Source organism: Pseudomonas sp. NFACC10-1 (assembly GCF_900119195.1).
Classification (GTDB): domain Bacteria; phylum Pseudomonadota; class Gammaproteobacteria; order Pseudomonadales; family Pseudomonadaceae; genus Aquipseudomonas; species Aquipseudomonas cerasi.
In genome coordinates this window covers 179466-204828 of sequence record NZ_FPJB01000009.1, presented here as the reverse complement: position 1 = coordinate 204828, position 25363 = coordinate 179466, and the positions used below count along the sequence as shown (strand labels likewise).

Annotated in this window: 26 protein-coding genes; 5 read left to right on the top strand and 21 right to left on the bottom strand. The window is 60.5% G+C overall.

The features are described 5' to 3' along the window. Nucleotides 1–2 precede the first annotated feature (2 nt). The 12 genes from BT119_RS23510 to BT119_RS23450 form a co-directional block, all read right to left on the bottom strand. The gene (locus BT119_RS23510) at nt 3–1427 is read right to left on the bottom strand and encodes a DNA circularization protein (RefSeq protein WP_003433198.1); all 1425 of its coding nucleotides are present in this window, start codon (nt 1425–1427) and stop codon (nt 3–5) included. Next, nucleotides 1424–3583: a phage tail tape measure protein gene (locus tag BT119_RS23505; protein ID WP_072367009.1), complete on the bottom strand. Its 2160-nt coding sequence runs from the start codon at nt 3581–3583 to the stop codon at nt 1424–1426. Before BT119_RS23505 ends, BT119_RS23510 begins: the two co-directional genes overlap by 4 nt. 130 nt (nt 3584–3713) lie before the next feature. Beyond that, nucleotides 3714–4010 carry a phage tail assembly protein gene (locus BT119_RS23500; protein WP_003316280.1) on the bottom strand — a complete coding sequence of 99 codons (297 nt, stop codon included), beginning with the start codon at nt 4008–4010 and terminating at the stop codon, nt 3714–3716. After that, entirely contained in the window at nt 4007–4354 is a 348-nt protein-coding gene (locus tag BT119_RS23495; RefSeq protein WP_003372729.1) for a phage tail tube protein, read from the bottom strand. Before BT119_RS23495 ends, BT119_RS23500 begins: the two co-directional genes overlap by 4 nt. A gap of 60 nt (nt 4355–4414) precedes the next feature. Continuing rightward, on the bottom strand, nt 4415–5911 hold the full coding sequence (locus BT119_RS23490; protein WP_003433200.1) for a phage tail sheath subtilisin-like domain-containing protein: 1497 nt from the start codon (nt 5909–5911) through the stop codon (nt 4415–4417). An 18-nt stretch (nt 5912–5929) separates the two neighbouring features. Continuing rightward, nucleotides 5930–6118, bottom strand: coding sequence for a DUF2635 domain-containing protein (locus BT119_RS23485; protein ID WP_003419716.1), 189 nt, complete (start codon nt 6116–6118; stop codon nt 5930–5932). Continuing rightward, a complete protein-coding gene (locus BT119_RS23480; protein WP_003433201.1) occupies nt 6115–6705 on the bottom strand; it encodes a phage tail terminator protein in 591 nt (196 codons plus the stop codon). The genes BT119_RS23485 and BT119_RS23480 overlap by 4 nt, the downstream gene beginning before the upstream one ends. A 46-nt stretch (nt 6706–6751) precedes the next feature. Beyond that, on the bottom strand, nt 6752–7090 hold the full coding sequence (locus BT119_RS23475) for a hypothetical protein (RefSeq protein WP_003372736.1): 339 nt from the start codon (nt 7088–7090) through the stop codon (nt 6752–6754). Then, complete coding sequence (locus tag BT119_RS23470) at nt 7071–7460, bottom strand: hypothetical protein (protein WP_003411734.1); 390 nt, start codon at nt 7458–7460, stop codon at nt 7071–7073. The genes BT119_RS23475 and BT119_RS23470 overlap by 20 nt, the downstream gene beginning before the upstream one ends. A 122-nt stretch (nt 7461–7582) precedes the next feature. Then, nucleotides 7583–8755 (bottom strand): cellulase family glycosylhydrolase, encoded by a 1173-nt coding sequence (locus tag BT119_RS23465; protein ID WP_016982694.1) that lies wholly within the window; start codon nt 8753–8755, stop codon nt 7583–7585. Nucleotides 8756–8757: 2 nt separating this feature from the next. Beyond that, nucleotides 8758–8952: a Com family DNA-binding transcriptional regulator gene (locus BT119_RS23460; RefSeq protein WP_003372742.1), complete on the bottom strand. Its 195-nt coding sequence runs from the start codon at nt 8950–8952 to the stop codon at nt 8758–8760. A 272-nt stretch (nt 8953–9224) separates the two neighbouring features. After that, nucleotides 9225–9668, bottom strand: coding sequence for a hypothetical protein (locus BT119_RS23450; RefSeq protein ID WP_003433209.1), 444 nt, complete (start codon nt 9666–9668; stop codon nt 9225–9227). Between the two features lie 189 nt (nt 9669–9857). Between BT119_RS23450 and BT119_RS23445 the strand changes: the two genes are divergently transcribed. From BT119_RS23445 to estP, 4 genes are all read left to right on the top strand, one after another. Then, entirely contained in the window at nt 9858–10469 is a 612-nt protein-coding gene (locus BT119_RS23445) for a LexA family protein (RefSeq protein WP_003372744.1), read from the top strand. A 152-nt stretch (nt 10470–10621) separates the two neighbouring features. Beyond that, complete coding sequence (locus tag BT119_RS23440) at nt 10622–10870, top strand: DUF1654 domain-containing protein (RefSeq protein ID WP_002551908.1); 249 nt, start codon at nt 10622–10624, stop codon at nt 10868–10870. A gap of 121 nt (nt 10871–10991) precedes the next feature. Next, nucleotides 10992–11234, top strand: coding sequence for a pyocin activator PrtN family protein (locus tag BT119_RS23435; protein ID WP_003316268.1), 243 nt, complete (start codon nt 10992–10994; stop codon nt 11232–11234). A 105-nt stretch (nt 11235–11339) separates the two neighbouring features. Further along, nucleotides 11340–13262 carry an esterase EstP gene (gene estP / locus BT119_RS23430; RefSeq protein ID WP_072367021.1) on the top strand — a complete coding sequence of 641 codons (1923 nt, stop codon included), beginning with the start codon at nt 11340–11342 and terminating at the stop codon, nt 13260–13262. 385 nt (nt 13263–13647) lie between these two features. On the opposite strand, the gene trpE is transcribed toward estP, so the two are convergent. From trpE to BT119_RS23380, 9 genes are all read right to left on the bottom strand, one after another. Continuing rightward, nucleotides 13648–15129, bottom strand: a complete 1482-nt coding sequence (gene trpE, locus BT119_RS23420; protein WP_003433217.1) for an anthranilate synthase component I — start codon at nt 15127–15129, stop codon at nt 13648–13650. A gap of 70 nt (nt 15130–15199) precedes the next feature. Then, nucleotides 15200–16018 carry a phosphoglycolate phosphatase gene (locus BT119_RS23415; protein WP_003433219.1) on the bottom strand — a complete coding sequence of 273 codons (819 nt, stop codon included), beginning with the start codon at nt 16016–16018 and terminating at the stop codon, nt 15200–15202. Beyond that, nucleotides 16015–16689, bottom strand: a complete 675-nt coding sequence (gene rpe, locus BT119_RS23410) for a ribulose-phosphate 3-epimerase (protein ID WP_003304938.1) — start codon at nt 16687–16689, stop codon at nt 16015–16017. Before rpe ends, BT119_RS23415 begins: the two co-directional genes overlap by 4 nt. Before the next feature lie 126 nt (nt 16690–16815). Then, a complete protein-coding gene (locus BT119_RS23405) occupies nt 16816–17637 on the bottom strand; it encodes an ABC transporter permease (RefSeq protein WP_003394916.1) in 822 nt (273 codons plus the stop codon). An 11-nt stretch (nt 17638–17648) separates the two neighbouring features. Next, a complete protein-coding gene (locus BT119_RS23400) occupies nt 17649–18896 on the bottom strand; it encodes an ABC transporter permease (RefSeq protein ID WP_003372759.1) in 1248 nt (415 codons plus the stop codon). A gap of 77 nt (nt 18897–18973) precedes the next feature. Beyond that, nucleotides 18974–20008, bottom strand: coding sequence for a polyamine ABC transporter substrate-binding protein (locus BT119_RS23395; protein WP_072367008.1), 1035 nt, complete (start codon nt 20006–20008; stop codon nt 18974–18976). Between the two features lie 82 nt (nt 20009–20090). After that, nucleotides 20091–21215 carry an ABC transporter ATP-binding protein gene (locus BT119_RS23390; RefSeq protein WP_003372763.1) on the bottom strand — a complete coding sequence of 375 codons (1125 nt, stop codon included), beginning with the start codon at nt 21213–21215 and terminating at the stop codon, nt 20091–20093. A gap of 396 nt (nt 21216–21611) precedes the next feature. Then, entirely contained in the window at nt 21612–22241 is a 630-nt protein-coding gene (locus tag BT119_RS23385) for a response regulator (protein WP_003341145.1), read from the bottom strand. Continuing rightward, on the bottom strand, nt 22238–24286 hold the full coding sequence (locus BT119_RS23380) for a sensor histidine kinase (RefSeq protein ID WP_044309476.1): 2049 nt from the start codon (nt 24284–24286) through the stop codon (nt 22238–22240). Before BT119_RS23380 ends, BT119_RS23385 begins: the two co-directional genes overlap by 4 nt. A gap of 78 nt (nt 24287–24364) precedes the next feature. On the opposite strand from BT119_RS23380, the gene BT119_RS23375 reads away from it, so the two are divergent. Beyond that, entirely contained in the window at nt 24365–25363 is a 999-nt protein-coding gene (locus BT119_RS23375; RefSeq protein ID WP_072367007.1) for an alpha/beta hydrolase family protein, read from the top strand.

Below are 25363 nucleotides of genomic sequence, written 5' to 3'. Positions count from 1 at the left end.
GGTCACTCCTGTGCGATCTTCAGCGTGCCTGGCGGTACGAAACCCGGGTGGGCCAGCCGATTGCGCTGCACCATTTCCTGCGCCCGGCTGGCGTCACCGAATCGGCGATAGGCCAGCACCAGCGCGGGCAAAGGCTCGGAGACCTTCATGTCCACCAGACGTACACCGGAGGCCGCCACCGCGTTGAGGTGCCTGATCAACGCCTGACGCAACGTGTTGAGCGCCAGGTAATGTTCGGGATCGGCTTTCAACGACGCTTCCCAGATCGCCGAACTCAGCGTGTCACGCAGTTCGATGACGTCATCGGCAACCGGCACATCGACGCGCTGCAGCGCTTGCGTCACTTGCTGATCCAGCGACGGCACCACGGTGAGCGGCGTGACGGTCGTCGCAACCGGCATGCTCGCGACGATTTTCGCCACCTTGACCAACAAGGCATCCTGAACCAGATTGGCCGCGGCCTGAGCCGTCACGCCGGTATCCAGCCCGCTGCCCTGGCTAACCAGATTGATGCCGGACACCGCTTCCGCCTGTTGCGTGGCCTCGGAAATCACGGAGCGATAATCGACCGTTTCAACAGAGGACACGCCGCCATTGCTGCCGGACCTTGCTGCCGTGCTGCTCGCAGCGGTGCCGTTACTGCCACTCGCGGAACCGCTGCCTGAACCGCCCCCTGTCGAGCTGCCGGAACCTGACCCGGCATTCGTTCCGGTACTCGCCCCGCCAATACTGCTGGTGCCGTTCGCTCTTCTGGCTCGACGGCTGTCGCCGTCGAAACTGGCGAAGAACGTGGTAAACAGCGTGCTGACCGTCAACGGCGCATTGACCAGCGAATGCACCAGCGCGGTGACATCCGAATAGATCGTCATGAACGGTGTGAACTGCCGCTGAATGGTCGCGAATACGCCCGACAGGGCGCTGCGCAGCGCCTGAATGTTGATACGTACCGCGTCCACTGTGGCCATCACCGAGCGGTAGCGCCTGAGCGCCGAATCCAGCAGGCTCTCGGACGCGCCCAGCAACTGCCGTCGCGTATTGAGCGTCGACACGGGAAACTTGAGCGGGTTGGCCGGATAGAATTTCAGGTCCAGTCGGACGAGTCCGCCTTCGTTCAGGTTGTGTGTGACGCCGCACTCGCCAACCTGGACCTGCACACGACCCAGCCACGGATGCACCAGCTCGCCGGCACCTTCCTGCTCCAGTGCCTGTAGCAGTCTGTCTCGCTGTTCGAAACAGTCGGGACCGACAATGAACCCCGTCAGCGTATGCACTTTCGACTGTTTGCCCAGCGACTCGAAATAAGGCTCGTCGCGTTGTGGAAACTCATGCAACTGCCCCTTGCGACCTGCCGGAACGACGGCTTTTTCAATGAAAAAACCGACGCCACGGAAAGACGCCGGCAGCAGGCTGTCACGCCATGTACTCATGATCCGGCTCCTGCGCCGAGGGTTCGATAACCGACGTTTGGCGATATCGTCAAACCCGGCTGGTTGGTTTGCACTTGTACGGCGCGCATGCCCAACGGCGCGTTTTCAAAGCGAATGTTGAGCTCGCCTTCAAGTCGCGGGCCGGCCCCGGCTGCGCCCTGTTGCAACAACAGGCTGCCGGGCGCCAGCGGGGTGGGTACGCCGAGCAATTGGCTGGTCGACGGCACGCCAGTGGCCTGATTGAGCAACTGCTGATTCATGCGAACGTTCTCGACGGCACCGGCCGCCAGAAACGCACCGGTCCCGCCGCCCGGCCCTGCGTTGCGTATCCGCTGTTCTTCCGCGAACCGATTGGCCGTCTCGGTCGCCCTCTGCAGGACGGTCTTATCAGTGTCGCCACCAAACCGGCTCATGATCGGTTCGATGAATGGCTTGATGCCCGCCCACAGACCTGCGAACCAGGTTTTGATCGGCTGCCAGTTCTCGATGACCATGCCCAGCGGCGAAAAACTGAACAGCGTTGCCAGCACATCGGTAAACGGTTGCGCCTCGGCCTTGATGGTTTCCCACAGGCCGGCCAGGTACTCGGACAGCGGCTGCCAGTTGGCCACAACCATGCCCAATGGCGACCACGCAAACAGCGTCTGCAGAAAATCAAAAAACGGCGTGGCCAGCGCCTTGATCACGTCCCACAGCGCAGCAAAGAATTCGGTCAGTGGCTGCCAGTTGGCTGCGATCATGCCCAGCGGCGTCCAGGCGAAGACCGCCTTGAGTACGTCCCACAGCGCCATCACCGGTCCGCGAATCGCCTCCCAGACCGCCTGGAAATAAGGTGCGACGGTCGACCAGTTGGCGATCAGAAAACCTGCCGCCAGCGCGAGGCCGCGCACGATCAGGCCCAACGGTGACATGCCCATGACCGCAGCCAGCAGCTTGGCGGCACTCGTCGCAGCGAGAACGGCGACTTGCAGCACGCCGAAAGCAATCGCGGCGCCCACGACGCCCTTGATCACCTCTGGATGTTCGGCCGCCAGCGCGGCGACCTGAGAAATCATCGGCCCGATCACGGCCATTGCTTCGTTCATCGCCGGCAGGAACATACTGCCGATATTGATGCCCAGACGATCGACACGGTTGGTCATCTCTTTGATGGCAGTGGCCGTGGTCTGGGAGTTGTCTGCGAACTCCTTCTCGATGGAGCCGCTGTTTTGCACGCCCTCCCCGACCTTGGCCAGGTTGGACCTGAGCACATCGAGGTGGGCCAGCAGCGGCGTGATCGCGCCCAGCGATTCGGCACCGAACAGCTGCGTGATGACGTCCGACTGTTTGCCGGGATCAACACTGGAAACCGCCGTCAGAACCTTTTCAATGGTCCCGGACGGGTCGCTCTGCATGCCCTGGGTCAGCTGATTGACGTCGAGCTGCAACGCTTCGAACGCCCCGGCTTTCGCCGCGCCACCTTCGGTCAACGACTGCATGAAACGCTTCATGCCGCTGGCGGCCACATCGGCCGGCACATCGACGCTGGCCAGGGTTGCGCCCATGGCCGCCAGTTGCCCGGAGGCCATCCCCGCAACCGGCCCGAGCGGGCCCATTGCAGTGACCATGGTGGCGATTTTCTTTTCCAGGTTGTTGCCGCCGAGCACGTTGATCTTCTCGGACAACGCCGCGACCTGCGGCTGAGTCATCTGAAGCGATGACCGCCACGAAGCCATCATGTCGCCCGACTCGGCCGCTGTCTGATCGAATGCGACGCCCATTTTCACGGCGTCGCTGGCAAACCCGGTCAGTTCTTCGCGCGGTACATTGGCCTTGGCGCCCGCGGCGACAATCGCCGCGATACCGTTGGCGCTTTCCGGCAGTCGTTCACTGAGGTCCAGAATGCCGGAACTCATCTGCTGGAACTGTTGCGGTGTTTCAAAGGTGACCGACCGTTTCACGCCGGCCATGCTGGTCTCGAAACCGATCGCTGCCTTTACCCCGGCAATCAAGGGCTCTGCCAAAGCATTGCCCTTGATCATCTCGCCCACCTCGACGCCCCCAAGACCAGAGCCTTTAAGCCTGTCCTCGAAGCCTTCAACGTTGTTGCGGATAGTTGCCAGCGTTGGAGACAGCTTGTCGACGCCGGTAATCAGCGTCTTGATAGTGTCTGCCATCACTCCCCCTGCAGGATCTGGTTGATGCGTTGCGTCTGCAAGATCGACTCGGTGATGACGTCCAGCTCCCTGGACATCATCAGTGCGGGATCGGTCTTCCAGAAATACGCGAGGTCGTAAACGACGGCGATCAGTCCTTCGAGGTCGCTGATGCCGCTGCCATGAAAAAACTCGCAACCTTCCAGCTCAGCGTATTGATGTCGCACAGGTCCATCTGATTGACCGACGAGGGCGGGATGCCGGCGCAGACGGCGATGTACTTCGCCGCCACGTCCAGATCCAGGGAAACTTCCTCGTTCTTGTCGATCCTGTACGGCAGAGCCTTGATGGCCCGCGCTTCCTGCGCCGTAGGGCGCCGGAAGGTCAGTTGCGAAAGGGTTTCGCCGTGCGCTTCGATCGGGCTGGCCAGGTCGATGACTTCACTCATTGCCAGCTCCCCTGATTGCCGTCGAATTGCAGCTCGATGGTGCCGTCGTCAGCTTTGCTGCTCGGCGTATCCACCAGGTAGGCGCCGGACAGGACGTAGGTCTTGCCGTTCTTGAATTCACAGGTGATGGTCATGTCCACACCGGTAGTGAGCAGCTTGAGCGGCAGATCCGCGGTATGCACGGCGGTGAATTTCAACCAGGCAGCCTTTTCGGTTTCCTTGTAGTAACCAGGCACGACCGTCTCGCGCTTGATGTTCATCAGAGGCGCTTCGCCGCCGCCGCTGATGGTCAATTGGGTGCCATCCACTTTGATGTAGCAGGTACCCGCAACTTTCTGACCCATGTTGTTTATCTCCAGAATGAAAAAACCCGCACGAGGCGGGCTTGAAAGGGTTGGTTAGGCTTATGCCGCTTCGTCGTACTGCAAGCGGAACTGGTTGAGCAGCGCGAACACGCGCAGGCCGTTGATGTAGTCAGGCGGGAACATCACGTTCACGCGGCTTGGGTCATTGCCGTCACGCTCGACAATCAGGTGCTGGGCGAACGTTTCGGCGTTCTCCACATGACCCTCTTCTTCAAGACGTGCGTATTGCGCAATCAACTCGCCACGGATGGTGCTCGGCGTGATGATCGGCTGGCCGGCACCGAAGCGCGTGCCATCGTTGGCCAGCTTGTGGCGGCCGTACTTGCTGGTGATGATGCCTTGCAGACGACGGATGATGAACGCCGACTGGTGCATGGTTTCACTGTCCAGGTACGAGTTGTCCGCCTGGCCGTAAGCGTTCTTCTGGTAGGTGGTGATCGAACGCTGAATGCGCACGTAACCGCCTTCGTAGTACGCCGTGGCGATGCCGTAACGCAGCAGCGACTCACGCTCGGTCAGGGTGAAACGCTGACTGGCCGGCGCCGGATCGATACCGGGCATGGTGCCGCTCTGGGTCGGACGGCTGGCGTCGGCAGAAATGAACACCGCCGTGCGCGCAGCCAGGGCAGCGGCTTGCAGCCAGACCGGTTGCGGAACACCATTTTCGACACCCTGCAGGGTGATGTGCTGATCGTTGCGCAGTTGACCTGCGGCCACCAGCGTACCGACCGTGCCGCGCTTGGCGCTGTAAACGTGACCGTACAACTGACGCGCCCAGCTCCAGCGACCGGTGCTGTCGTCCATTGCCGCTTTCCAGGCATCCAGCGTGGCGGTGTCGGTCCAGGGCATGCAGATGAACTCGAACGGCTCATCGCCCAGCGCAGCCAGTGCCTTGAGCTGATCAGGCGTACCTACGCCACCAGTCATGGCGGTGACTGCCGCCGTCAGGCCGGCAGGAATGACTTCGCCATTGGTCTTGCCCTGGCGATTGAATTCCAGCTGGATGTCATTGCCGCTTGCCCCGCTCCATTTGCAGGAAAGGGTCAGCACACCCGCTTCGACAGCCGCGGTGATCGGCAGATCAGGTGTGGCATTGATCTTCACCGACAGTGCCGTGGCCGCTTGGGCAGCGGTTGCGCCGTTAACGACAGTGGCCTGCACTCGCATGCCGCCGACATACAGGTTCAGCAGACCGGCTTCGGTCGCCGCCCCGCTGAGGGTGACTTTCGCGCCGGCCTTGGCGCCTTCGGTATTGAGCAGCGGCAGGCACCAGACTTCGCCGGTGGGGTCCGCCTTGCGCCAGGTTTCATACATCGAGGCCAGCATGGAGCCCTGACCGCCGATGTTTTTCGCCAGCGCCACGCTTGGCACCAGCACCAGAGAACCCAGTTCGGGGCCGGACACATCGTCGTTGACCTGCGCAACGATCAGTCGACGCATGCTGGCCGACGCGCTGTTGGCGGCCGAGTTGTCCATCTCCGCATAAAACAGCGGAACGCGAACATCGGATGGAATGTTGTTAAAGCTGATAGCCATTGTTTGGCTTCCTCTTGGTTAAGCCGTGAAGGCTTGATGGGTGGTGGTGGATTGCTCGGTTTTAAGGGTGATGTCGCCGTCGTTCTGACGACGCTGCCACCAGGCGTTGAAGGTCACCTGCCGGCCTTCGACGGGCAGCAAATCGCCCGCCTCCGGATCCGGCACAGTGCGGCCCTCGGCCGGTACTACAGTGATGCGTTGAGTCATGGGGTTACCTCTGCTGTGAACTTCGCTTCGATACGGCCATCAGGGCCGGGGGATTTCAGGTTCGGATCTGCGGGGTCAACGCAGTCCATCTCAATGGTGGCGCCGGTAAACCCGGGCAAACCATCCAGATACGCTTCGTGCCAGGTCTCGGCAGGCTGATCGGAGGTATTGCGGCCCAGTTGAAACTGCGCTGCAAAGCCGAAGCGATACGTCACCCGGTCGCCGCTGATCTGCACCAGCGCGCCACCGGTGTACTGCATCGCGTCGTAATCGTGATCCGGGTTCCAGCCCACCAGCGCACGCCACAGTTCGGCGCGCAGGGCATGCAGTTGCTCACTGGCTTCCTGCCCGCGCTTGTCACCGCCATCGAGCACCACCACGACATCGATCGTGTCGGTGATGTTCTGGCGAATGACGTTCTGCAAATCGTTGGCGGTGGACTGATCGCCAGTGGCAATCACGTACGCCGACGGGTGGGCCAGCTGATCACCGAGGGCGACCGCCGCCCAGTCGATACCGGCACTGATTCGCCCGGCAAAGCTCGGGCAGGTCGCCTGCAAGTGGGCAACTATCGGGGTTATCTTCATGAGGGGTTCCGCGTGTGTTGAAGGTTGATTGCGGCGTGGGAAACGCCTACTGGTTCGCCTTGCCCAACGCCTCATCAGCCTTGTCTGCAGCACGGCTGGCCGTGTGAGCGGCCTGATTGGCAATTGATGCAGCACTCTCGACCTTGTCTGCCGCCTGGGTGGTGGTTTCGGCCAGCCTGTCCAGGCGCCGGTCGCGCTTGCCCAGTGCCGCGTCGTAGGCATTGCGAACCTCGGCCAGCTGCTGCGTATGCTCGGCATTCGCCGACCACTGCCCGGCCTGAAAACCGAGCATCAGGCAGCCAGCGATCAGCAGCACGGAAATCAGCCAGACCTCCAGGCGCCGCCACCAATGGCGAGCGATGAAATCAATTGCGCATCTGTGCATCGTTTGCACCTCCGAGTTGGGATCGCAGCCGGGCTATTTCGGCGCTTTGCGTGGTGACCTTGTCGGTGAGTTGAACGATGTGGCTGGTGAGGGCTTCGATCTTGCCCTCCATCCGCCCAACCGCTGCGGCGAGCTCGTTGCGCTCCTTGGCGAACTGATCAGCCCGCGCTTCAGCTTCCTTGCGCGCCTGGCGCTCGGAGTCGAGCAGTTCATTGAGGCGGCGCACCGTACCGATGTCCGCGTTGTCCATCGCCCGGTCTGTTGCATCTCTGGAAAGAAACTTGCGCAGCCATAGAAAGCCGCCAAGCAGAATTGTGCCCGTGCCGCCCAGCCAGGTAGCTGTGCCTGGGCCTAGGTCGGTTGGGTCCATTGGTGCTCCGTAATAGGGTGGTGGACTCTCAAGGCCCTCGAAAATCGAAAGCCTGAATAAACTGGAAAGAGCCCCTTGATGCGGGGCTCCGTTGCTGGGTCAGAACGGAATGACTTGCACCGTCATGCCTGTGCATAACCCCACAGGGCAATACGCTCGGCAAAGTACGGTGTGACCAGTGCGACGGTCTCCGCCTGATTGCTGGCCTCCAGGCTCATCTTTTCGCCATCGGTGCCTGGCCCTGTGACCCACAGTGTCACTGGCACTTTTTCCGCCTTCGCTTTATCGAGCAGGTTTTTCAGCGCGGTGCGACCGGCAGCCGTTGGCGGAATCCCTGTTTCGCCGATAAATGCGGCCATCTTGTTGGTCTTGGCATAGGTCAGAAACGGACCCACGATTTCATCGCGCAGAACGGTCGGCGAGATCAGGTCGTTGTTATTGGCGTAGGCACCGCTGGAGCTTTTATCGTAATCGCCGTAAGCATGGGCTTCCCAGACAATTGCATTGGCCGGGTCGACGATCTTCGACTGAAGGTTGGCAGAGACGGTGGCCCAGTTTCTGGCGCTTGCAAACTCAAGCCCACAAATGAACACCGGCTTTTTCGAGCTGTTGCGCAACGCCTGCAGCACGGTATTCATCGTGCTGATGTACAGCGCCTCAAGAGCAGGGAACGTAATGTAGTCCTTGGCACCCACCGTAGTATTCGAATACGGCTCGTTACCCAACCCCCAGCCCAGCACCATCGGATCGTCGCATTCGGTGACCAGCTTCTGGTGAAAGTTGGCCAGGTGAACGGCGCTCCAGAAAGTGCCACTGACACCGTTCCCATCCTTGATCAATACCGACTCGGTTGCCTTCCAGCCGTTCTGATTACCGGCCTCCGCGGCAGGAAGAATGCGCCCGGTCAGGTTCCCGTTTGCATCGGTTTCGTAGCGATGCAAACGCATGTAGTGGTGCGGATCAGGAATGATTCTGGCCTCGCCATTGGAGTCTTCACGAATCCAGCCAAGCATTTCTTTCCAGCGCTTCACGAAGTCGGTATTCAGGTTCGCCCCTTGGCCTGGCAAGCCGTCCAGAGTCGACAGCTGAATAGCGCGCTGAAGTTCGAACGGGAAACGGATCAGACGCACGCCCCGATTCTTGACCCAGGTAGTGATGGTTCCACGATTGGGCCACTGATAATGAGTCCCTGCCTCGCCCGGCACGATCTGCCCGGCGTTTGCCACTGAACCCAGGTTGATACCTACCAGCGGAATATTCTTGAGCTGGCTGACAGCAGAACTGCTATTGGACATGATTAATACCTCTGGTTAGCACCGCGAGGCAGCAACGACGCTGCTGTACCTCTGTCGCTCAACGGCGATAACTCGAGGCTCGTGGCCTTCACATGATTCAACGTTCCGCAGCGGGAACATTTGATCTGGAGCTCTGTGTACTCACCCATGCGGGCCAGCAGCTTTTTGCACTGCCCGCATCGATAGTCCTTCAACATGTGCACTGGCCTCCGTGTGCCTGGCCCAATAAAAAACCCCGCCGAGGCGGGGTTTGAGATGGGTCGCGAGTGACCGGTTGTGGCTGTTGATCAGCCTGTTTCCGGCTGCTGCCCTGAGGCGCAAATCGCATATCGTGGGACCTTTTTACCCCCCTCCGGAAAGCCTGGGAAGGGGCAGTTTCGGGGTGGGTCGAGTTTGACCGGAGTTCAACACGAGTTCGGCCACAGCTGTGCAATCGACCCGGATAAACGGCGTGAAACCGTGTCTTCATTTACCCTTGCGCAGCCTTGTCGGCGACGGCGTTGTTGCTTCTGGAAGCGCTGCGCTCAGCGAGAATCGCCAGCACTTGCTGGTGAAGCTTGTCGATCCAGTTGCGATAGGTGCGGTCTGCGCCTTCATTGATGCCCACCAGACGCATCTGCTCGCGCACCGGCAACGACTCGACATAACGCAATGTCGCCAGTTGCGCCAGTTCAGGCCCGCGGCTCTTTGCAGGGCTGCGCGAAAGCTGCGCCACAGCCGCCTCGACTTCGCTGCTTATATAGTCCAGGCCGCTGCCATTACCCACCAGTGCGCGCGAGCCGGGTGTGCGGCGCGGAATGTACGCGCCCCATTCCATGATCCCGGCCATCGGGCTGCTCAGTCCGCCGCCCAGGCCAATGCGCATGCGCTGTTCACCCCAATGCTGCATCACGGCTTCTATTTTCTCGATCATCGTGTCTCTCCTGTAGGACCTTTCGGAAACGCTGCGCAACGTCTTTCGCTGCGCAGAACCAAGGCCTTACAATACATTTTGTATTTTTATGACACAACGAAGCATTACATTATGTATATTGCTCAACACCCTACAGCCTGTATGATTCGACGCATGAACAGAAAATGGTATGAAGTCGCAAGACAGGTCATGGAAACCCAGCAGATCAGCCAGGAAGAGATGGCTGAGCGGATGGGCGTGACGCCCGGCGCGGTAGGGCATTGGCTGAATGGCAAGCGTGAGCCGAAGATCGAGGTTATCAATCGATTCCTGACAGAACTCGGCCTGCCGATTCTCACCACCTCCATTCCGGCCAGCGAGCCCGGCATGCACAACGTGGAGCCCACGGTGCAGCCCTCGCGTTTCTATCGCTATCCGGTCATCAGCTGGGTAGAGGCCGGTGGCTGGAGTGAAGCCGTCGAGCCCTACCCTGCCGGCTATTCGGACACCTTCGAGATCAGCGACTATAAAGCCAAGGGCAGAGCCTTCTGGCTGGTGGTCCGTGGCGATTCGATGACCGCACCCGCAGGCCAGAGCATTCCTGAAGGCATGTTGATTCTGGTCGACACCGGAATCGAGCCCACTGCCGGCAAGCTGGTCATCGCCAAACTGCCGGAAAGTAATGAGGCCACGTTCAAAAAACTGGTCGAAGACGCCGGACGCTACTTTCTCAAGCCGTTGAACCCCGCCTACCCGACCCTTGCGGTGACCGAGGAGTGCAAACTGATCGGTGTCATCAGGCAGATGACGATGCGTCTCTGACCCGGCATGCCACGTCCAAGCCCCGATAACCGGGGCTTTTTCATGCGCCACTGTTTCGTCCCGGGCAGGTGTCCGTGTAGGAAACATTTGTAGCTTGCGTGAGAAACACCCCTCAATTACTGTATGCACATACAGTAAAAAGGAGTTCACTCATGCTCAAGCAGTTCCCCGACACCTCGCAACATGACGCTTACCTGGCCTTGGCACAGCGCATTCAGGACGCTATCACCAGTGACAAGGCGCAGATCGAGCATCAGGTCCTGCTGATCAGGGAGCCTGGCGAATCGGTGGCTCACTGGGAGCGCATCATGGATCAGATCAGCGAGGCCGAAGGTATCAGCGTCACCCGCAACCCTGAAAACGGCACTGCTCGCGTGTCCTGGTACATCGATTCCCTGTGAGACGAACAATACAAATCGTATTTAAAATACAAACTGTATTGTCACGACGCGCTACATATCGTATTGTTTGTCTGCACTCCATCTCGGGAGTACTCACATGCAAACCACAGGGAGTCATGGAATGAACGAAATACTGGATCAACTTCGCAAAGAATTCGCCACGCCGTGCCCTTCACTGAGCGCCGTCCGAGAGCGTTATTTTTCGCACCTGTCGAACGACAGAAATCTGCTGCGCAAGATCAACGCAGGACGCATCGACTTGAAGGTCAGCCGCACAGGCGGCAGTCGTCAGGGTCACCCCTTCGTGTACCTGCATGACTTGGCCAACTACCTGAGCGCCATCGTGACCAACAGGGCAGCCTGAGGTCAAAAAAGCACCGCCGCAGCGCGATAATGTTCATCGAACTTTGCAGTCATGAAAAATCTTGCTACGTTTCCGGTACAAAACAAAAACAATCGGGATCCGTTCATGACCAAGACATCGAGGCGCTGGCCCTTCGCGGCCTGCCTGTTATCGCTTGCCTGCGGCAGCGCTGCTGCCGCGCCCTATTCGACCATGGTGGCGTTCGGTGACAGTCTCGCCGATGCCGGGCAGTTTCCGGACACCGCCGGGCCCAGAGGCTCCACGCTCAGGTTCACCAATCGTGTCGGCCCCACCTATCAGGACGGCAGCGGTGAAGTGTTCAACCTGAACTCGTCGACGCTGATCGGCAGGATGCTCGGTGTGCCGTCAGGAGATCTGGCGGCGTCGACGTCACCGGTCAATGCTGCGCTGGGAGTGCCCGATGGCAATAACTGGGCGGTCGGCGGCTATCGGACCGATCAGATTCTCGACTCGATCAACTCGCAATCCACCGTCGTAGACCCGAACACCGGCACGCTGCTGCGCAGCCGGACAGGTTATCTGCCCGCCAACGGTTTTCGCGCTGACCCCAACGCTCTTTACTACCTGACCGGAGGCGGCAACGACTTTCTGCAAGGTCGCGTGTTGAGTGCCAGCAGCGCCGCGCAAGCTGCCAATCAGCTGGCAGACAGCGCGCAAGCCCTGCAACAGGCCGGTGCGCGCTACATCATGGTCTGGTTGCTGCCGGACATCGGTAAAACGCCAGCCTTGAGCGGTTCGCCACTGGCTTCGGCCACCTCGGCACTCAGCGCGGGTTTCAATCAGCAACTGGTCAGCCGACTGGCGCAGATCAATGCGCAGATCATTCCGCTGAACGTTCCGTTGCTGATCAATGAGATCCTCGCTGAACCGGCACGCTTCGGGTTCGATCCCAACGAGAATCTGGTCAGCACCTGTTTCAGCGGCAATAGCTGCCGGGAAAGCACCACCAACGGCAGGTCCAGTGCGACGCCGAATCCGAACCGGCTGTTCTTCAACGATCGCGTGCACCCGACCGAGGCCGGACAGAGGTTGCTGGCCGACTACGCCTACTCGCTGCTTTCGGCCCCTTGGGAAGTCTCCCTGCTGCCGGAAATGGCCAATGGCACGCTGCGTATGCATCAGGACGAAATTCGCGCCCAGTGGCTCAGCGACTGGGGTAACTGGCAAGGTGTCGGGCAGTGGCAGAGCATGCTTTCGGCAGGCGGTCAGAAAATGGACTTCGACGCGCAGGACAGCTCGGCTGATGCTGACGGAAGAGGCTATAACCTGACCATAGGCGGCAGCTACCGGTTTGCCGAAAACTGGCGCACAGGGGTTGTCGCCGGCGCGTATCGCCAGAATCTTGAGGCCGGCCCAAGAGACTCGGACTACAAACTCAACAGCTACATCGCCACTGCGTTCCTGCAGTATCAGGCCAACCACTGGTGGGGTGATCTGGCAGTGTCGGGCGGCAAACTGGACTACGAAAATGCCGAGCGCAAGTTCGCGCTGGGCGTCAGCGAAGGTCAGGAAAAAGGCGATACCGACGGTGAAATGTGGGCTGCCAGCGGGCGAGTGGGCTTCGACATCGCGGGCCCGACCAGTCGCTGGCATCTGTCGCCTTTCGTCAGCGCCGATTACGCGCACATCGATGTCGATGGCTACTCGGAAAAAGGCGACCGCTCGACCGCGCTGACCTTCAGTGACCAGACGCGCAAATCGCGGCGTGCAGGCGTGGGTGTACAGGGCAAATTCCAGGTGACACCGAGCACACAGGTATGGGGAGAAGTTGCCCATGAGCGGGAGTTCGAGACCGATCAGCAGGACGTAACCATGGCGCTCAACAGTGTCCAGTCAGTGGGTTTCACGCTGGAAGGCTACACGCCGCAACGCGACCTGAACCGGGCAACGCTGGGCGTCAGCCAGAAGCTGACTCAGGACCTGACACTGCGCGGCAATTACAACTGGCGCAAGAACGATGACGTTACCCAGCAAGGAGTGAATGTCGCGTTGAGTCTGAGTTTTTAGACTGCCGCAGGAGGGAGCGTGAGGGACGATGATCTGACTATCGTGCCCATGCTCCGCGTGGGCATGCCGTTCTGGGCGCTCCGCGTCCTATCCTGAGAACTGTGACGCGGTGCGGATCGGTGACGCGGAGCGTCACCCACGGCATTCCCACGCTGGAGCGTGAGGAACGATAATCTCAACTATCGTGCGTGGCGCTTTTTCAGGGTTTCACTATCGTGCCCATGCTCCGCGTGGGCATGCCTTTCTGGACGCTCCGCGTCCTATCCTGAGAACTGCGGCGCAGTGCGGATCGGTGACGCGGAGCGTCACCCAAGGCATTCCCACGCTGGAGCGTGAGGAACGATAGCTCTCTAACTACCGTTCATTACCAGAGCAGCAAGCCTGCTCAACCCTCGGCAGTTTGCGAGGCCAGGGCCACGGCGCGGAACATGGCGCGGCGTTTGTTCAGGGTTTCTTCCCATTCCAGCACTGGCACGGAGTCGGCGACAATGCCGCCACCGGCCTGTACATGCAGCTCACCGTTCTTGATTACCGCAGTCCGAATCGCAATCGCCGTGTCCATGTTGCCGTTCCAGGCCAGATAACCGACTGCCCCGCCATAGACGCCGCGCTTGACCGGCTCCAGCTCATCGATGATTTCCATGGCGCGGATCTTCGGCGCTCCGGACAGGGTGCCAGCCGGCAGAATTGCGCGCAGAGCGTCCATCGCGCTCAGCCCGCTTTTCAACTGGCCTGTAACGTTGGACACAATGTGCATCACGTTGGAATAACGCTCGATGACCATTTTCTCGGTCAGTTTGACCGTGCCAATCTCGGACACCCGACCGGTATCGTTGCGGCCAAGATCGATGAGCATCAGGTGTTCGGCGATTTCCTTGTGATCGGAAAGCAGGTCTTCTTCCAGCGCGCGATCCGCCTCTTCGGTGGCGCCACGAGGGCGAGTACCGGCAATCGGACGCACGGTGATCAGGTTGTCCTCGACCCGCACCAGCACTTCCGGCGAACTACCGACGACATGGAAGTCGCCGAAGTTGAAGAAATACATGTAAGGCGTCGGGTTGAAGCAGCGCAGCGCCCGATACAGATCGATGGGCGCGGCGCTGAAATCGATGGACATGCGCTGTGACGGGACAACCTGCATCACGTCGCCAGCGAGGATGTACTGCTTGATCGTGTCGACCGCCGCCTCGTAATCATCCTGAGTAAAGCTGGAGCGAAACACCGGGTCGGCAGCCGGAGGCCGGTCCAGATCAAGACCGCGGCGCGGCGTGATCGGCTGGCGCAGCTTGTGCATCAGTTCATCGAGCTGCGCCACACCACTTGCGTAGGCGTCCTGCTGAGCCGGATCGATCAGCACGATGGCGTGCATCTTGCCCGCCAGGTTGTCGAACACCACGACCGCGTCAGACACCATCAACAGGATATCCGGCACGCCCAGCGGGTCAGGATTCGGGCAGTTGGCCAGACGCTTCTCGACATAGCGCACACAGTCGTAGCCAAAGTAGCCCACCAGCCCGCCGTTGAAGCGTGGCAGCCCGGCAATCGTCGGCACGTTATAGCGCGCCTTGAAGGTCTCGACGAAGTCCAGGGGGTCTTCGACATCCAGGCTTTCGATCTCGACGCCATCATGGGTCACGCTGACGTGATGACCATGCACGCGCATCACGGTGCGGCATGGCAGGCCGATGATCGAATAACGCCCCCACTTCTCGCCGCCCTGAACCGACTCCAGCAGGTAGGAGTTGGGCTGGTCGGCAAGCTTGAGATAGATCGACAGCGGTGTGTCGAAGTCGGCCAGGGTTTCGCGGGCAAGCGGGATGCGGTTGTAGCCTTCAGCGGCCAAACGCAGGAATTCTTCACGGTTCATGAGCAACCTCGTGGTTTGAGGACAAAACGGTCAGGTAGGCAAACGTGCCGGCAGGCCGGCCAGAATCAGGTCAGGCGCGCCAACGCCAGCGGGCCAGGGCCTTGATGACTTTCATCCAGAGTTTGCGAGTGACCACCACGATGGATTCTCTTGAGGAGGGACGTTTGATGTCGGGCAACAGTATCTCAGCGTCCATGTCCAGGCAACCGGGAATCAGCCTGCGCAGATCATCGATGACCATCGCCGGGTTTTCCTCGGCAATCGGCCGCCCATGGTTGTAGCCATAGCTCAGCGCGACGCAGGCCACACCGGCAGCCTTGGCCGCCTGCACATCACTGCGCGAGTCGCCAACGAACAGTGATTGCGAGGCCGGTACGCCGGCCATTTTCATCACGAAAAACAGTGCAGCAGGATCGGGCTTTTTCTGCGGCATGGTGTCGCCGCCGATGATCCAGCGAAAGAAACGCCCCAGTTTCATCTCGTCCAGCAGCGGCGCGACGAAGCGCTCCGGCTTGTTGGTGATGAGGGCCATTTCGACACCCATTTTCTGCAGCCACTTGAGGGTTTCGCGCACGCCGGGATAGACCACGGTGAACTCATGCTTCTGCGCATAAGCGCGCATGAAGATCTCCAGGCCCTGCTCGGCCAGCGCGTCATCGACCCCGCTGTGGTCGAGGTTGTTGGCCAGCGCGCGGCGTACCAGCACCGGCGCACCGTTGCCCACCCAGGACCGCACCGATTCCAGCCCGGCGATCGGACGCCCCAGCTCGGCGAGCATGGTGTCCACCGCCACGGCCAGATCGGGCACCGAGTCCACCAGGGTGCCGTCCAGGTCGAACATGATCAGCTTGGGAAGTTTGCCTGCAAACAGCTGCTCGAAGCCGCTCATGCGCGGGATGACGCCAGTTCTGTGCGCATCTTTTCGATCACTTCGCGGTAGTCCGGTGCATTGAAAATGGCTGAACCGGCGACGAAGGTATCAGCACCTGCCGCTGCAATTTCGCGGATATTGTTGACGTTCACGCCGCCGTCGATTTCCAGGCGGATGTCGCGTCCAGAAGCATCGATCAAGGCGCGTGCTTCACGCAGCTTGTTGAGCGTGCCGGGAATGAACTTCTGCCCGCCAAAACCGGGGTTGACGCTCATGAGCAGGATCATGTCGACCTTGTCCATGACATATTCGAGCAGGTTCAACGGCGTGGCCGGGTTGAACACCAGGCCCGCCTTGCAGCCACCCTCGCGGATCAACTGCAGCGAACGATCAATGTGCTGGGTCGCTTCCGGGTGAAAGGTAATGTAGGTGGCACCGGCCTCAATGAAGTCGCCGATGATGCGATCCACCGGGCTGACCATCAGGTGCACGTCAATCGGTGCGGTGACGCCATATTTGCGCAACGCGCTGCACACCATCGGACCAATGGTCAGGTTCGGGACATAGTGATTGTCCATGACATCGAAGTGGACAAAGTCGGCGCCGCTGGACAGCACGTTGTCGACTTCCTCACCCAGACGGGCGAAGTCAGCGGAAAGAATCGATGGGGCAATAACGAAGGGCTGCATGACGCACCTGTTTGAGCAGAATCACGGTGCGCGGATTGTACGCCAAGCTTCGCCCGGAGCGGTAAGCCTCAAGCTGCACGCCAATGGATTCGCCCTGGCTGGCCGCTTGAGACTTGTCGCGCTCGGTTACTGAGCCGTTCTGAGTTTTTCGCTGCGCCCGCGTAACCACTCAAGCACCAGCAGCAAGACCACCGAAAAACCGATCAGCAAGGTCGCAGCGGCGGCGATGGTCGGGCTGAGGTTTTCGCGAATGCCGCTGAACATCTGCCGAGGCAAGGTGGCTTGTTCCGGCCCGGCGAGGAACAGCGTGACCACCACTTCGTCGAACGAGGTCGCGAAGGCGAACAGCGCGCCGGAAATCACCCCCGGCGCAATCAGTGGCAGGGTCACGCGCCGGAAGGCGGTCAGTGGCGAGGCACCAAGGCTGGCAGCCGCACGCACCAGATTGTGATTGAAACCCTGCAAGGTCGCCGACACGGTGATGATCACGAATGGCACACCCAGCACCGCATGGACCAGAATCAGCGAGGTGTAGCTGTTGCCCAGGCCCAGCGGCGCGAAGAACAGGTAACTGGCGACGCCGACAATCACCACCGGCACCACCATCGGCGAAATCACCAAAGCCATGACCAGCGCCTTGCCAGGGAAGTTGCCGCGGGTCAGGCCGATCGCTGCCAGCGTGCCGAAGCCCATCGCCAGCAGGGTCGCGGCCGGGGCGACGATCATGCTGTTCTTCAGCGCACGCATCCACTCGGCGGAGTTGAAGAAGTCCTGATACCACTGCAACGAGAAGCCTTGCAGCGGGTAGACCAGAAAGCTGCCGGAGTTGAATGACAGCGGCACGATGACCAATACCGGAAGCACGAGAAACAGCAGCACCAGGGTGCAGATGATGCGCAAGGCGTAATACCAGAGGCGCTCGATCGGCGATGTGTAAGGGTTCAGCATGGTGACACTCCTCAGCTCAGACGCAGGCGGCTGGCGCCGACCAGCCAGCTATAAATCAGGTACAGCACGATGGTCGCCAACAGCAGCAGCCCGCCGAGCGCGGTGGCCATGCCCCAGTTGATGCTGGTGTTGGTGTAGAAGGCGACGAAATAGCTGACCATCTGATCGTTCGGGCTGCCCAGCAACGCCGGGGTGATGTAGTAGCCAATCGACAGAATGAACACCAGCAGGCAGCCGGCGCCGATCCCGGCGTAAGTCTGCGGGAAGTACACGCGCCAGAAGCTCGCAAACGGGTGGCAGCCCAGCGAAATCGCAGCGCGCATGTAGGTCGGGGAGATGTTCTTCATCACGCTGTAGATCGGCAGGATCATGAATGGCAGCATGATGTGCACCATCGAGATGTACACGCCGACGCGGTTGAAGACCAGCTCCAGCGGCTTGTCGATGATACCCATCGCCAGCAGCGCACTGTTGATCAGACCGCTGGACTGCAACAACACGATCCAGGCAGCCACGCGCACCAGAATCGAGGTCCAGAACGGCAGCAGCACCAGAATCATCAGCAGGTTGCTCTGCCGGGCGGGCAGGCTGGCCAGCAGATAGGCCAGCGGATAAGCCAGTACCAGACAGATCGCGGTAATCACCAGGCCCATCCAGAACGTGCGGGCGAAGATGTCCAGATAGATCGCCTGGTCCGGGGTCGCCGGGGCGACTTCGCCGAGGTCATCGATACGATGGTCGACGGCCGCCAGCAGGTAATACGGCGTAACACTGCTGGTATTGCGGCGCACCGCCTGCCAGTACGCCGGGTCGCCCCAGCGCTCGTCCAATGCTTCGAGCGCTTCTTTATAAGAGGCAGGCTCGGTCTTGAACGGCAGCGCGCGGGCGGTCTTGCTCAGCAGGCTGCGATAACCGGCCAGTTCCATGTTCAAACGCTTGGACAGATCGCCCAGCGTGGAATTCTTGCGTGTTTCGGCCAGGTCCAGGCTCATTGCCTTGTAGACCGACTCGGGCGGCAGCCCTTTTCCATCCCACTTTTGCACTTCGACCACAGTGGTCGGCAGTGCAGTCACGACTTCCGGATTGCCAACACTCTTGTAGAGCAGCGCGGCGATGGGCACCAGAAACACCAACAACAGGAAAATCACCAACGGCGCGATCAGTGCCTGAGCCTTCCAGCGGTTGACCCGCTCGGCGCGAGCGAGACGTTGCTTCAAGTTGGGGCTGGCGCCTTCAGTCAGGGGCACGGCGATGGCCATAGCGAACTCCGGGATCTTTCAACGAGGGGGCGCTCCCCGTTTCAGGGAGCGCCCGGTTCTGACTCAACGCAAATGATTTACTTGGCAGCCCAGGCAGTGAAACGCTGCTCGAGGGATTCGCCGTTGTCGGTCCAGAACGCCACGTCCATCTGCACCTGATCCTTGATGTTCTCAGGCGTGGTCGGCATGTTCTGCAGGGTTTCCTTGTCCAGCAGCTTGACCGCTTGGGTGTTGGCCGGGCCGTAGGCAATGTTCTGCGAGTAGGTCTTCTGTTGATCGGGGCTCAGCATGTAGGCGATGAACTTCTTCGCGGCATCGGCGTTTTTCGAACCCTTAGGGATGGCCCAGGCGTCGAAGTCGTACACGCCGCCAGTCCACACGACCTTGAGGTTGCTTTCCTTCTGCACGGCGGCGATCCGGCCGTTGTAGGCCGAGCTCATCACCACATCACCGGAAGCCAGGTACTGCGGCGGCTGTGCGCCAGCTTCCCACCACTGAATGTTTGGCTTGAGCTCATCCAGCTTTTTGAACGCGCGGTCCTGGCCATCTTTGCTGGCCAATACCTTGTAGACGTCTTTCGGCGCAACGCCGTCGGCCATCAGGGCGAATTCCAGGGTGTACTTGGCGCCTTTGCGCAGGCCGCGCTTGCCTGGAAATTTCTTGGTGTCCCAGAAATCGGCCCAGTCGCTGGGTGCAGTGCTGACCTTGTCAGCGTTGTACGCCAGCACGGTGGACCAGACGAAGAAGCCGGCACCACAGGTGGTGATGGCGCCAGGCACGAAGTCAGCAGCATTGCCCAGCTGTTTCGGGTCCAGCTCTTCGAACATGTCTTCGTCGCAACCACGCGCCAGTTCCGGCGATTCGACTTCTACCAAGTCCCAGGAAACGCTCTTAGTGTCGACCATGGTTTTGACCTTGGCCATTTCCCCGTTGTACTCACCGGCGATGATCTTGCCGTTGCCGGCCTTTTCCCAAGGCGCGTAAAACGCTTTTTCCTGAGCGGCCTTGTTGGCACCGCCAAAGGAGATGACGGTCAGGTCGGTGGCAGCCATGGCCTGCGCGGCGCACATCAGGCCCAACGTGATAGCGGTGAACTTCAAAGACTTCAACATAGGTTCTTTTCTCCACGAGCAGTGTTGGTAAGCGATTGGGATGGGCGATCAGGTCGCCTCTGTTATTGCTTTTATTGATAGATCAATGCACTTGCTGCAAGGGGTCGAGCGCGCGGACGTGCTCGACTTGCCAGCCGATCGGCACGACATCGCCCACGCTGAGCGTCGGGTCCAGTTCAGCAATCGGCTGTTTGACGAAGAAGTCGTTCTTGCCTGCCACTTCCAGGCGCACGCGAACGTGGTCGCCCAGATAGATGAACTCGGCCACACGACCGGAAAACCGGTTGGCACAGCTCTCGCTGCGACCATTGAGGTTAATGCGCTCGGGACGGATCGACAGGGTCACCGGACCGCCAGGCTGACCGACGTTGATCGCCAGTGCGTGGACTTTCTCGCCACGCTCCAGCTCGACCACACAGCGGTCGCCGTCCTGGCTGACCAGACGTCCATTGAGGCGGTTGTTCTCGCCGATGAAGTTGGCCACGAAGGTGTTCTTCGGCTCTTCGTACAGGCTGCGGGGCGGTGCGATCTGCTGGATCTCGCCCTGATGGAAGACGGCGACCCGGTCGGACATGGTCAGGGCTTCGCCCTGGTCGTGGGTCACATAGACCACGGTCACGCCCAGGCGCTGGTGCAGGTGCTTGATCTCCATCTGCATGTGTTCGCGCAGCTGCTTGTCGAGAGCACCGAGCGGCTCATCCATCAGCACCAGCTGGGGTTCGAACACCAGCGCGCGTGCCAGCGCCACGCGTTGCTGCTGGCCACCGGACAACTGCGCCGGGTAGCGATGCGCAAACGTGTCCAGCTGGACCATGCCCAGTGCCTTTTTGACCTTCTCGCCGACGTCGGTCTTGCTCATGCCACGCACCGACAACGGGAACGCCAGGTTCTCGGCCACAGTCATGTGCGGAAACAAGGCGTAGTTCTGAAACACCATGCCGATGTCGCGTTTGTGCGGCGGCACGTTGTTGATGGCGCGGCCACCGAGGAGGATTTCACCAGCCGTCGGGGTCTCGAAACCGGCCAGCATCATCAGGCTGGTGGTCTTGCCCGAGCCGGACGGACCGAGCAGCGTCAGGAACTCGCCCTTGCGAATGTCCAGGTTGAGGTCTTTGACGATCAGTGCTTCGCCGTCGTAGCTCTTCTGCACACCACGAAAGCTGACCAGAACATCATTTGCTCCAGCGCTTGTATCGACGTCGCTCATTACCCACACCTTTGTTTTGTCTGCGTGGGCTCAAGCCTAGAGCAGCCCGAAGCCCCGGCAAATCGGGGGCCGGGAGAGAATCGCCTAGGCTGGCTGGAAGGCCAGGGGTAGGGATTGCCCTACAGAGATGGCGCGATTGGATATGTCGGTTCCTCCCCTTCTCGACGCGCGGCATCGCAAGAGGACGCAGAGCGTCCCGAACGGCATGCCCACGCGGAGCATGGGCACGATAGCGTTCTCAAGGACGCCTATCGTTCCGCACGGTATGCCCACGCAGAGCACGAGAACAATAGCGTTCTCAAGGACGCCTGTCGTTCCGCAGGCTCCGCGTGGGAATGCAGGTCTCGACGCTCTGCGTCGCAAAGGGGCGCGGGGTGTCAGGTGTCGTTTTCAGACTCAGAGCAGCTTGTGCTCCATTGCATACTTGACCAGATCGGCCAGCGAGTTGAGTTTCATTTTTTGCATCAGCCGCGCCTTGTGGGTGCTGATGGTCTTGCTGCTCAAGGCCAGTTGCTGAGCGATGTCATTGACGTTGGCGCCCTGGGCGAGGCGCTCGAATACTGAAAACTCGCGCTCCGACAGCAGCGAGTGCAGAGGCCGGCTGTCGGTGAGGCCGACTTCGAAGACCATGCGGTCGGCCAGATCCGGATCAATATAACGCCCGCCGGCTGCCACCCGGCGAATGGCCGTCAGCAGCAGCGCCGGATCGCTGTCCTTGGTGGCATAACCTGCCGCGCCGACCTTCAATGCACGCGCAGCCATCTGCGCCTCATTGTGCATCGACAGCACCAGAATGGCCGGCGGGTTGGTCAATGCGAGAATCCTCGGTATCGCCTCAAGCCCGTTGACGCCGGGCATGGAGATATCCAGCAGCACCACTTCGCAGGCCACATGACGCAGGGTTTCGAGCAACTGTTCGCCATTGCTCGCCTCGCCCACCACTTGCAGATCTCTGGCCAAGCCAATCAATTGCTTGATTCCTTCGCGCACGATGGTGTGGTCTTCGGCTACCAAAACACGAATCACTGTCTTCGCTCCTGTGCGAGGGTGTCCAGCGGGATATAGGCGCGCAAGGTTGTGCCCTCACCCACCTCGCTGTCCAGCTCCAGTCGGCCACCGAGCATCAGCACCCGCTCGCGCATCCCGACCAGACCGAACGAAACCGCCCTGCCTGACTCGATGACAAACCCCTGCCCGTCATCGGCGACGCTCATGCACATCATGCCGTCCTGCAGCGTCAGACTGATCTCTACCGTGTGTGCCCGTGCATGGCGCATCACATTGGTCAGGGCCTCCTGAAGGATCCGGAACATGCCTGTAGCCCGGGCATCGCTGAGCGCCGGGAGATTGTCCGGCACCTGCACCAGACAAGGGATCTGCGTGCGCGCCTCGAAACGGCGCGCCTGCCATTCAATGGCTGATGCGATGCCGGCATCGAGAATCGGCGGCCGCAAGGCCGTGGCCACATCGCGCACCAGTTGAAACAACTGAGCGATCAGACGCTTCATGCTGTCCAGTCGCTCGCTCAGGCCAGGGTCGAGGTCGGCATAGGCCAGCTCGCACATCGACGTCTCGAGCTTCAATACCGTCAGCATCTGACCCAGTTCGTCATGAACCTCGCGGGCAATATGCGCCTTCTCCTCTTCACGCACGCTTTCCAGATGCGCCGACAAGTCACGTAACTGGTCATGCGCGCGGCGTCGTTCGCTGACGTCAGTGAGGAATACCACCAAGTATTCGGCGTCACGAAAGCGCAGGAAGCTCAACGAGATATCGGTGGGCAGCAGGCTGCCATCGGCGCGCAGGCAATGGGTCTCGAAGACTTGCGGGCTGTCTTCGCTGGAGCGCGCGTTCTTCCACAGGTTGAGCCAGCGATCCATATGCAGACCGGGCTCGAAATCGATCAGCGGGCGCTCTACCACCTGCCCCGGCGCATAGCCCAGCATGGACTCCGCTGCCCGGTTGGCGTAACGCACACGGCTGTCCCAGTTGACCCACAGGATGCCGACGGTGCTTTGATCAATGGAGAATTGCGCCAGATGCAAGGCTTCCTCGCCCTCGACACGAAGGGCGAGTTCTTCGCGTGCAGCCAGCAGTTCCTGCTCCAGCGCCTGCTGCTGGCGTCGCTGCCAGACCACGATGGCGAAACACGCCAGCAACATCACCAGCAGCAGAATGCACAGGTTCTTCCAGAGCTTGGTCGACTCGATGAAATGTGCGGGGGTCAGCGGCATCCAGCGCGAATGCAGTTGCTCCAGCTCCTTGGCTGGGATCGCCCGCAATGCTGCGCTGACGATGGCCGCCAGTTCCGGCATGTCGCGACGTGAAGCCACACGTAACAATTGGGGCAGCCCGATATCCCCCACCACCGCCAGCCCTGCGAACTCCGGCTCGCGCAGCAAACGGCTGAGCTGCGCCTCGTCCACCACGGCATAACGTGCTTGCTGACTGAGCAACAATTGCAGCGCCTGGCGCTCCAACGGCACTCCTTGCAGATTGAGGTGCGGGAAATTGCTGCGCAGGTAGTCCGCCGTGGTGCCGGGCATGCGCACCGCAACGCGGGAAAGGCTGTCGAGTTTCTCCAGGTCCACGGCAGTGCTGCCATCACGTTCGCCGATCAACAACTGCGAAACACGCAAATACGGGTCGGAAAACAACCACAGACGCAGGCCTGCCGGGGTTTGCATCAAGCCGGGCGCAACGTCGATTTCACCCTTGGCCAGCGCGTTCTCCAGCGCGCTCTGGTCAGGAAAGTTTCGCCACAGCAACTCGACCGGCAGCGTCGCCGCCAGCGCATTCATCAAATCGACGTTGGCGCCGGACAACTGCTGCAAACGTTGATCGAACTGCGCGTAAGGCGCGCGCAGTACCAGCCCTACGCGCAACGGACCATGCTGGTCGAGCCAATTACGCTGCGCCGAACTCAACTGCGCAACGGCAGGTGTTTCAGGTTCGTCAGCCTGCGTATCGACCATCTGAGCCATCAAGAGCAAAGCCAGGCAGCCGATAAAACCGGTGCGCAGAAGACGAATCATCAGTATGTCGCTCTCGTGTGTGCGTATCGCGGCCATGTGCCGCGCAGGCTCAGGCCTGACAAAAGCCGATCAACCCATTAGGCTGCCGGGATAGTTTCTGGCTTGGAATATCCGATGTCCTACACCTTTCGCGCAACGTTTCCTGCATTGTTTCTGTCATTGATACTGCCTTGCGCCTTGCCTGCCGTCGCAGCCGACCCGGCCCCTGCCAAAGACGCTGCCGCGGATGCGCCGGTCGAAAGAGCCCCGCTGCTCAGCCGCTCGCAGGAAGACGCAATAGCACTGGAACGCCAATTGCCTCGCGAAGACCAGCAGCAACTTCAGGCCGGAGACGAAAGCTTTCTCGCGCTCTGGAAACCCGCCAACACCGACGCCCCCGAAGGCGCGGTCATCATTGTGCCTGGCGACGCTGAATCACCGGACTGGCCCGACGCTGTCGGCCCGCTGCGTCGCAAGTTTCCGGATGTCGGCTGGTCGAGCCTGAGTATCACCATGCCGGATCCGCTCGACAACACGCCGGGGGCACGCGAGCCCGATGCAACTCCGGCAGATGCAAACGCCAGCAAAGCCACTGAAACGCCGAAGGAAACCCCCAAGGACGCCAGCGCGACAGCGAAGGACCCGGCGGCAGAAGCCGAGGCTCTGGCGGCTGCTGAAACAGCCAAGGCTGCAGCCGACGAAGAGATTAACAAGGCCCAGGCCGAGCGCATCTTTGCGCGGATCGAAGCCGCGATCAGCTTTGCGCAGCAGAACAAGGCACGCAGTATCGTGTTGATCGGCCACAGCAGCGGCGCGTACTGGACGGCCAGGTTCCTCAACGAGCGGACATCGCCTGTGGTGCAGAAGCTGGTGATGCTGGCGGCGCGCGAACCCCTGAATGCCAAGCCTTCGCTGCTGGACATGGTGCCTCAGTTGAAAGTAAAAGCCGTCGACTTCATCTACAAAAACTCGCCTGACGAGGCTGCAAAAGCCCGCCTGCAGGCCAGTAAACGCACCAAGGGGCCGGGTTTTACCCAGATTGGTCTGATCAACATCGCCGGCAGCGGAGATACCGAACAAGAGCAGCTATTTCGCCGTGTTCGTGGCTGGATAGACGCCAAAGAGGAAAAATAA

Bases quoted from the DNA above. Each gene is read 5' to 3' on its own strand.
- BT119_RS23510 (WP_003433198.1), bottom strand. From the start codon at position 1,427: ATGAGTACATGGCGTGACAGCCTGCTGCCGGCGTCTTTCCGTGGCGTC.
- BT119_RS23505 (WP_072367009.1), bottom strand. From the start codon at position 3,583: ATGGCAGACACTATCAAGACGCTGATTACCGGCGTCGACAAGCTGTCT.
- BT119_RS23500 (WP_003316280.1), bottom strand. From the start codon at position 4,010: ATGAGTGAAGTCATCGACCTGGCCAGCCCGATCGAAGCGCACGGCGAA.
- BT119_RS23495 (WP_003372729.1), bottom strand. From the start codon at position 4,354: ATGGGTCAGAAAGTTGCGGGTACCTGCTACATCAAAGTGGATGGCACC.
- BT119_RS23490 (WP_003433200.1), bottom strand. From the start codon at position 5,911: ATGGCTATCAGCTTTAACAACATTCCATCCGATGTTCGCGTTCCGCTG.
- BT119_RS23485 (WP_003419716.1), bottom strand. From the start codon at position 6,118: ATGACTCAACGCATCACTGTAGTACCGGCCGAGGGCCGCACTGTGCCG.
- BT119_RS23480 (WP_003433201.1), bottom strand. From the start codon at position 6,705: ATGAAGATAACCCCGATAGTTGCCCACTTGCAGGCGACCTGCCCGAGC.
- BT119_RS23475 (WP_003372736.1), bottom strand. From the start codon at position 7,090: ATGCACAGATGCGCAATTGATTTCATCGCTCGCCATTGGTGGCGGCGC.
- BT119_RS23470 (WP_003411734.1), bottom strand. From the start codon at position 7,460: ATGGACCCAACCGACCTAGGCCCAGGCACAGCTACCTGGCTGGGCGGC.
- BT119_RS23465 (WP_016982694.1), bottom strand. From the start codon at position 8,755: ATGTCCAATAGCAGTTCTGCTGTCAGCCAGCTCAAGAATATTCCGCTG.
- BT119_RS23460 (WP_003372742.1), bottom strand. From the start codon at position 8,952: ATGTTGAAGGACTATCGATGCGGGCAGTGCAAAAAGCTGCTGGCCCGC.
- BT119_RS23450 (WP_003433209.1), bottom strand. From the start codon at position 9,668: ATGATCGAGAAAATAGAAGCCGTGATGCAGCATTGGGGTGAACAGCGC.
- BT119_RS23445 (WP_003372744.1), top strand. From the start codon at position 9,858: ATGGAAACCCAGCAGATCAGCCAGGAAGAGATGGCTGAGCGGATGGGC.
- BT119_RS23440 (WP_002551908.1), top strand. From the start codon at position 10,622: ATGCTCAAGCAGTTCCCCGACACCTCGCAACATGACGCTTACCTGGCC.
- BT119_RS23435 (WP_003316268.1), top strand. From the start codon at position 10,992: ATGAACGAAATACTGGATCAACTTCGCAAAGAATTCGCCACGCCGTGC.
- estP (WP_072367021.1), top strand. From the start codon at position 11,340: ATGACCAAGACATCGAGGCGCTGGCCCTTCGCGGCCTGCCTGTTATCG.
- trpE (WP_003433217.1), bottom strand. From the start codon at position 15,129: ATGAACCGTGAAGAATTCCTGCGTTTGGCCGCTGAAGGCTACAACCGC.
- BT119_RS23415 (WP_003433219.1), bottom strand. From the start codon at position 16,018: ATGAGCGGCTTCGAGCAGCTGTTTGCAGGCAAACTTCCCAAGCTGATC.
- rpe (WP_003304938.1), bottom strand. From the start codon at position 16,689: ATGCAGCCCTTCGTTATTGCCCCATCGATTCTTTCCGCTGACTTCGCC.
- BT119_RS23405 (WP_003394916.1), bottom strand. From the start codon at position 17,637: ATGCTGAACCCTTACACATCGCCGATCGAGCGCCTCTGGTATTACGCC.
- BT119_RS23400 (WP_003372759.1), bottom strand. From the start codon at position 18,896: ATGGCCATCGCCGTGCCCCTGACTGAAGGCGCCAGCCCCAACTTGAAG.
- BT119_RS23395 (WP_072367008.1), bottom strand. From the start codon at position 20,008: ATGTTGAAGTCTTTGAAGTTCACCGCTATCACGTTGGGCCTGATGTGC.
- BT119_RS23390 (WP_003372763.1), bottom strand. From the start codon at position 21,215: ATGAGCGACGTCGATACAAGCGCTGGAGCAAATGATGTTCTGGTCAGC.
- BT119_RS23380 (WP_044309476.1), bottom strand. From the start codon at position 24,286: ATGGCCGCGATACGCACACACGAGAGCGACATACTGATGATTCGTCTT.
- BT119_RS23375 (WP_072367007.1), top strand. From the start codon at position 24,365: ATGTCCTACACCTTTCGCGCAACGTTTCCTGCATTGTTTCTGTCATTG.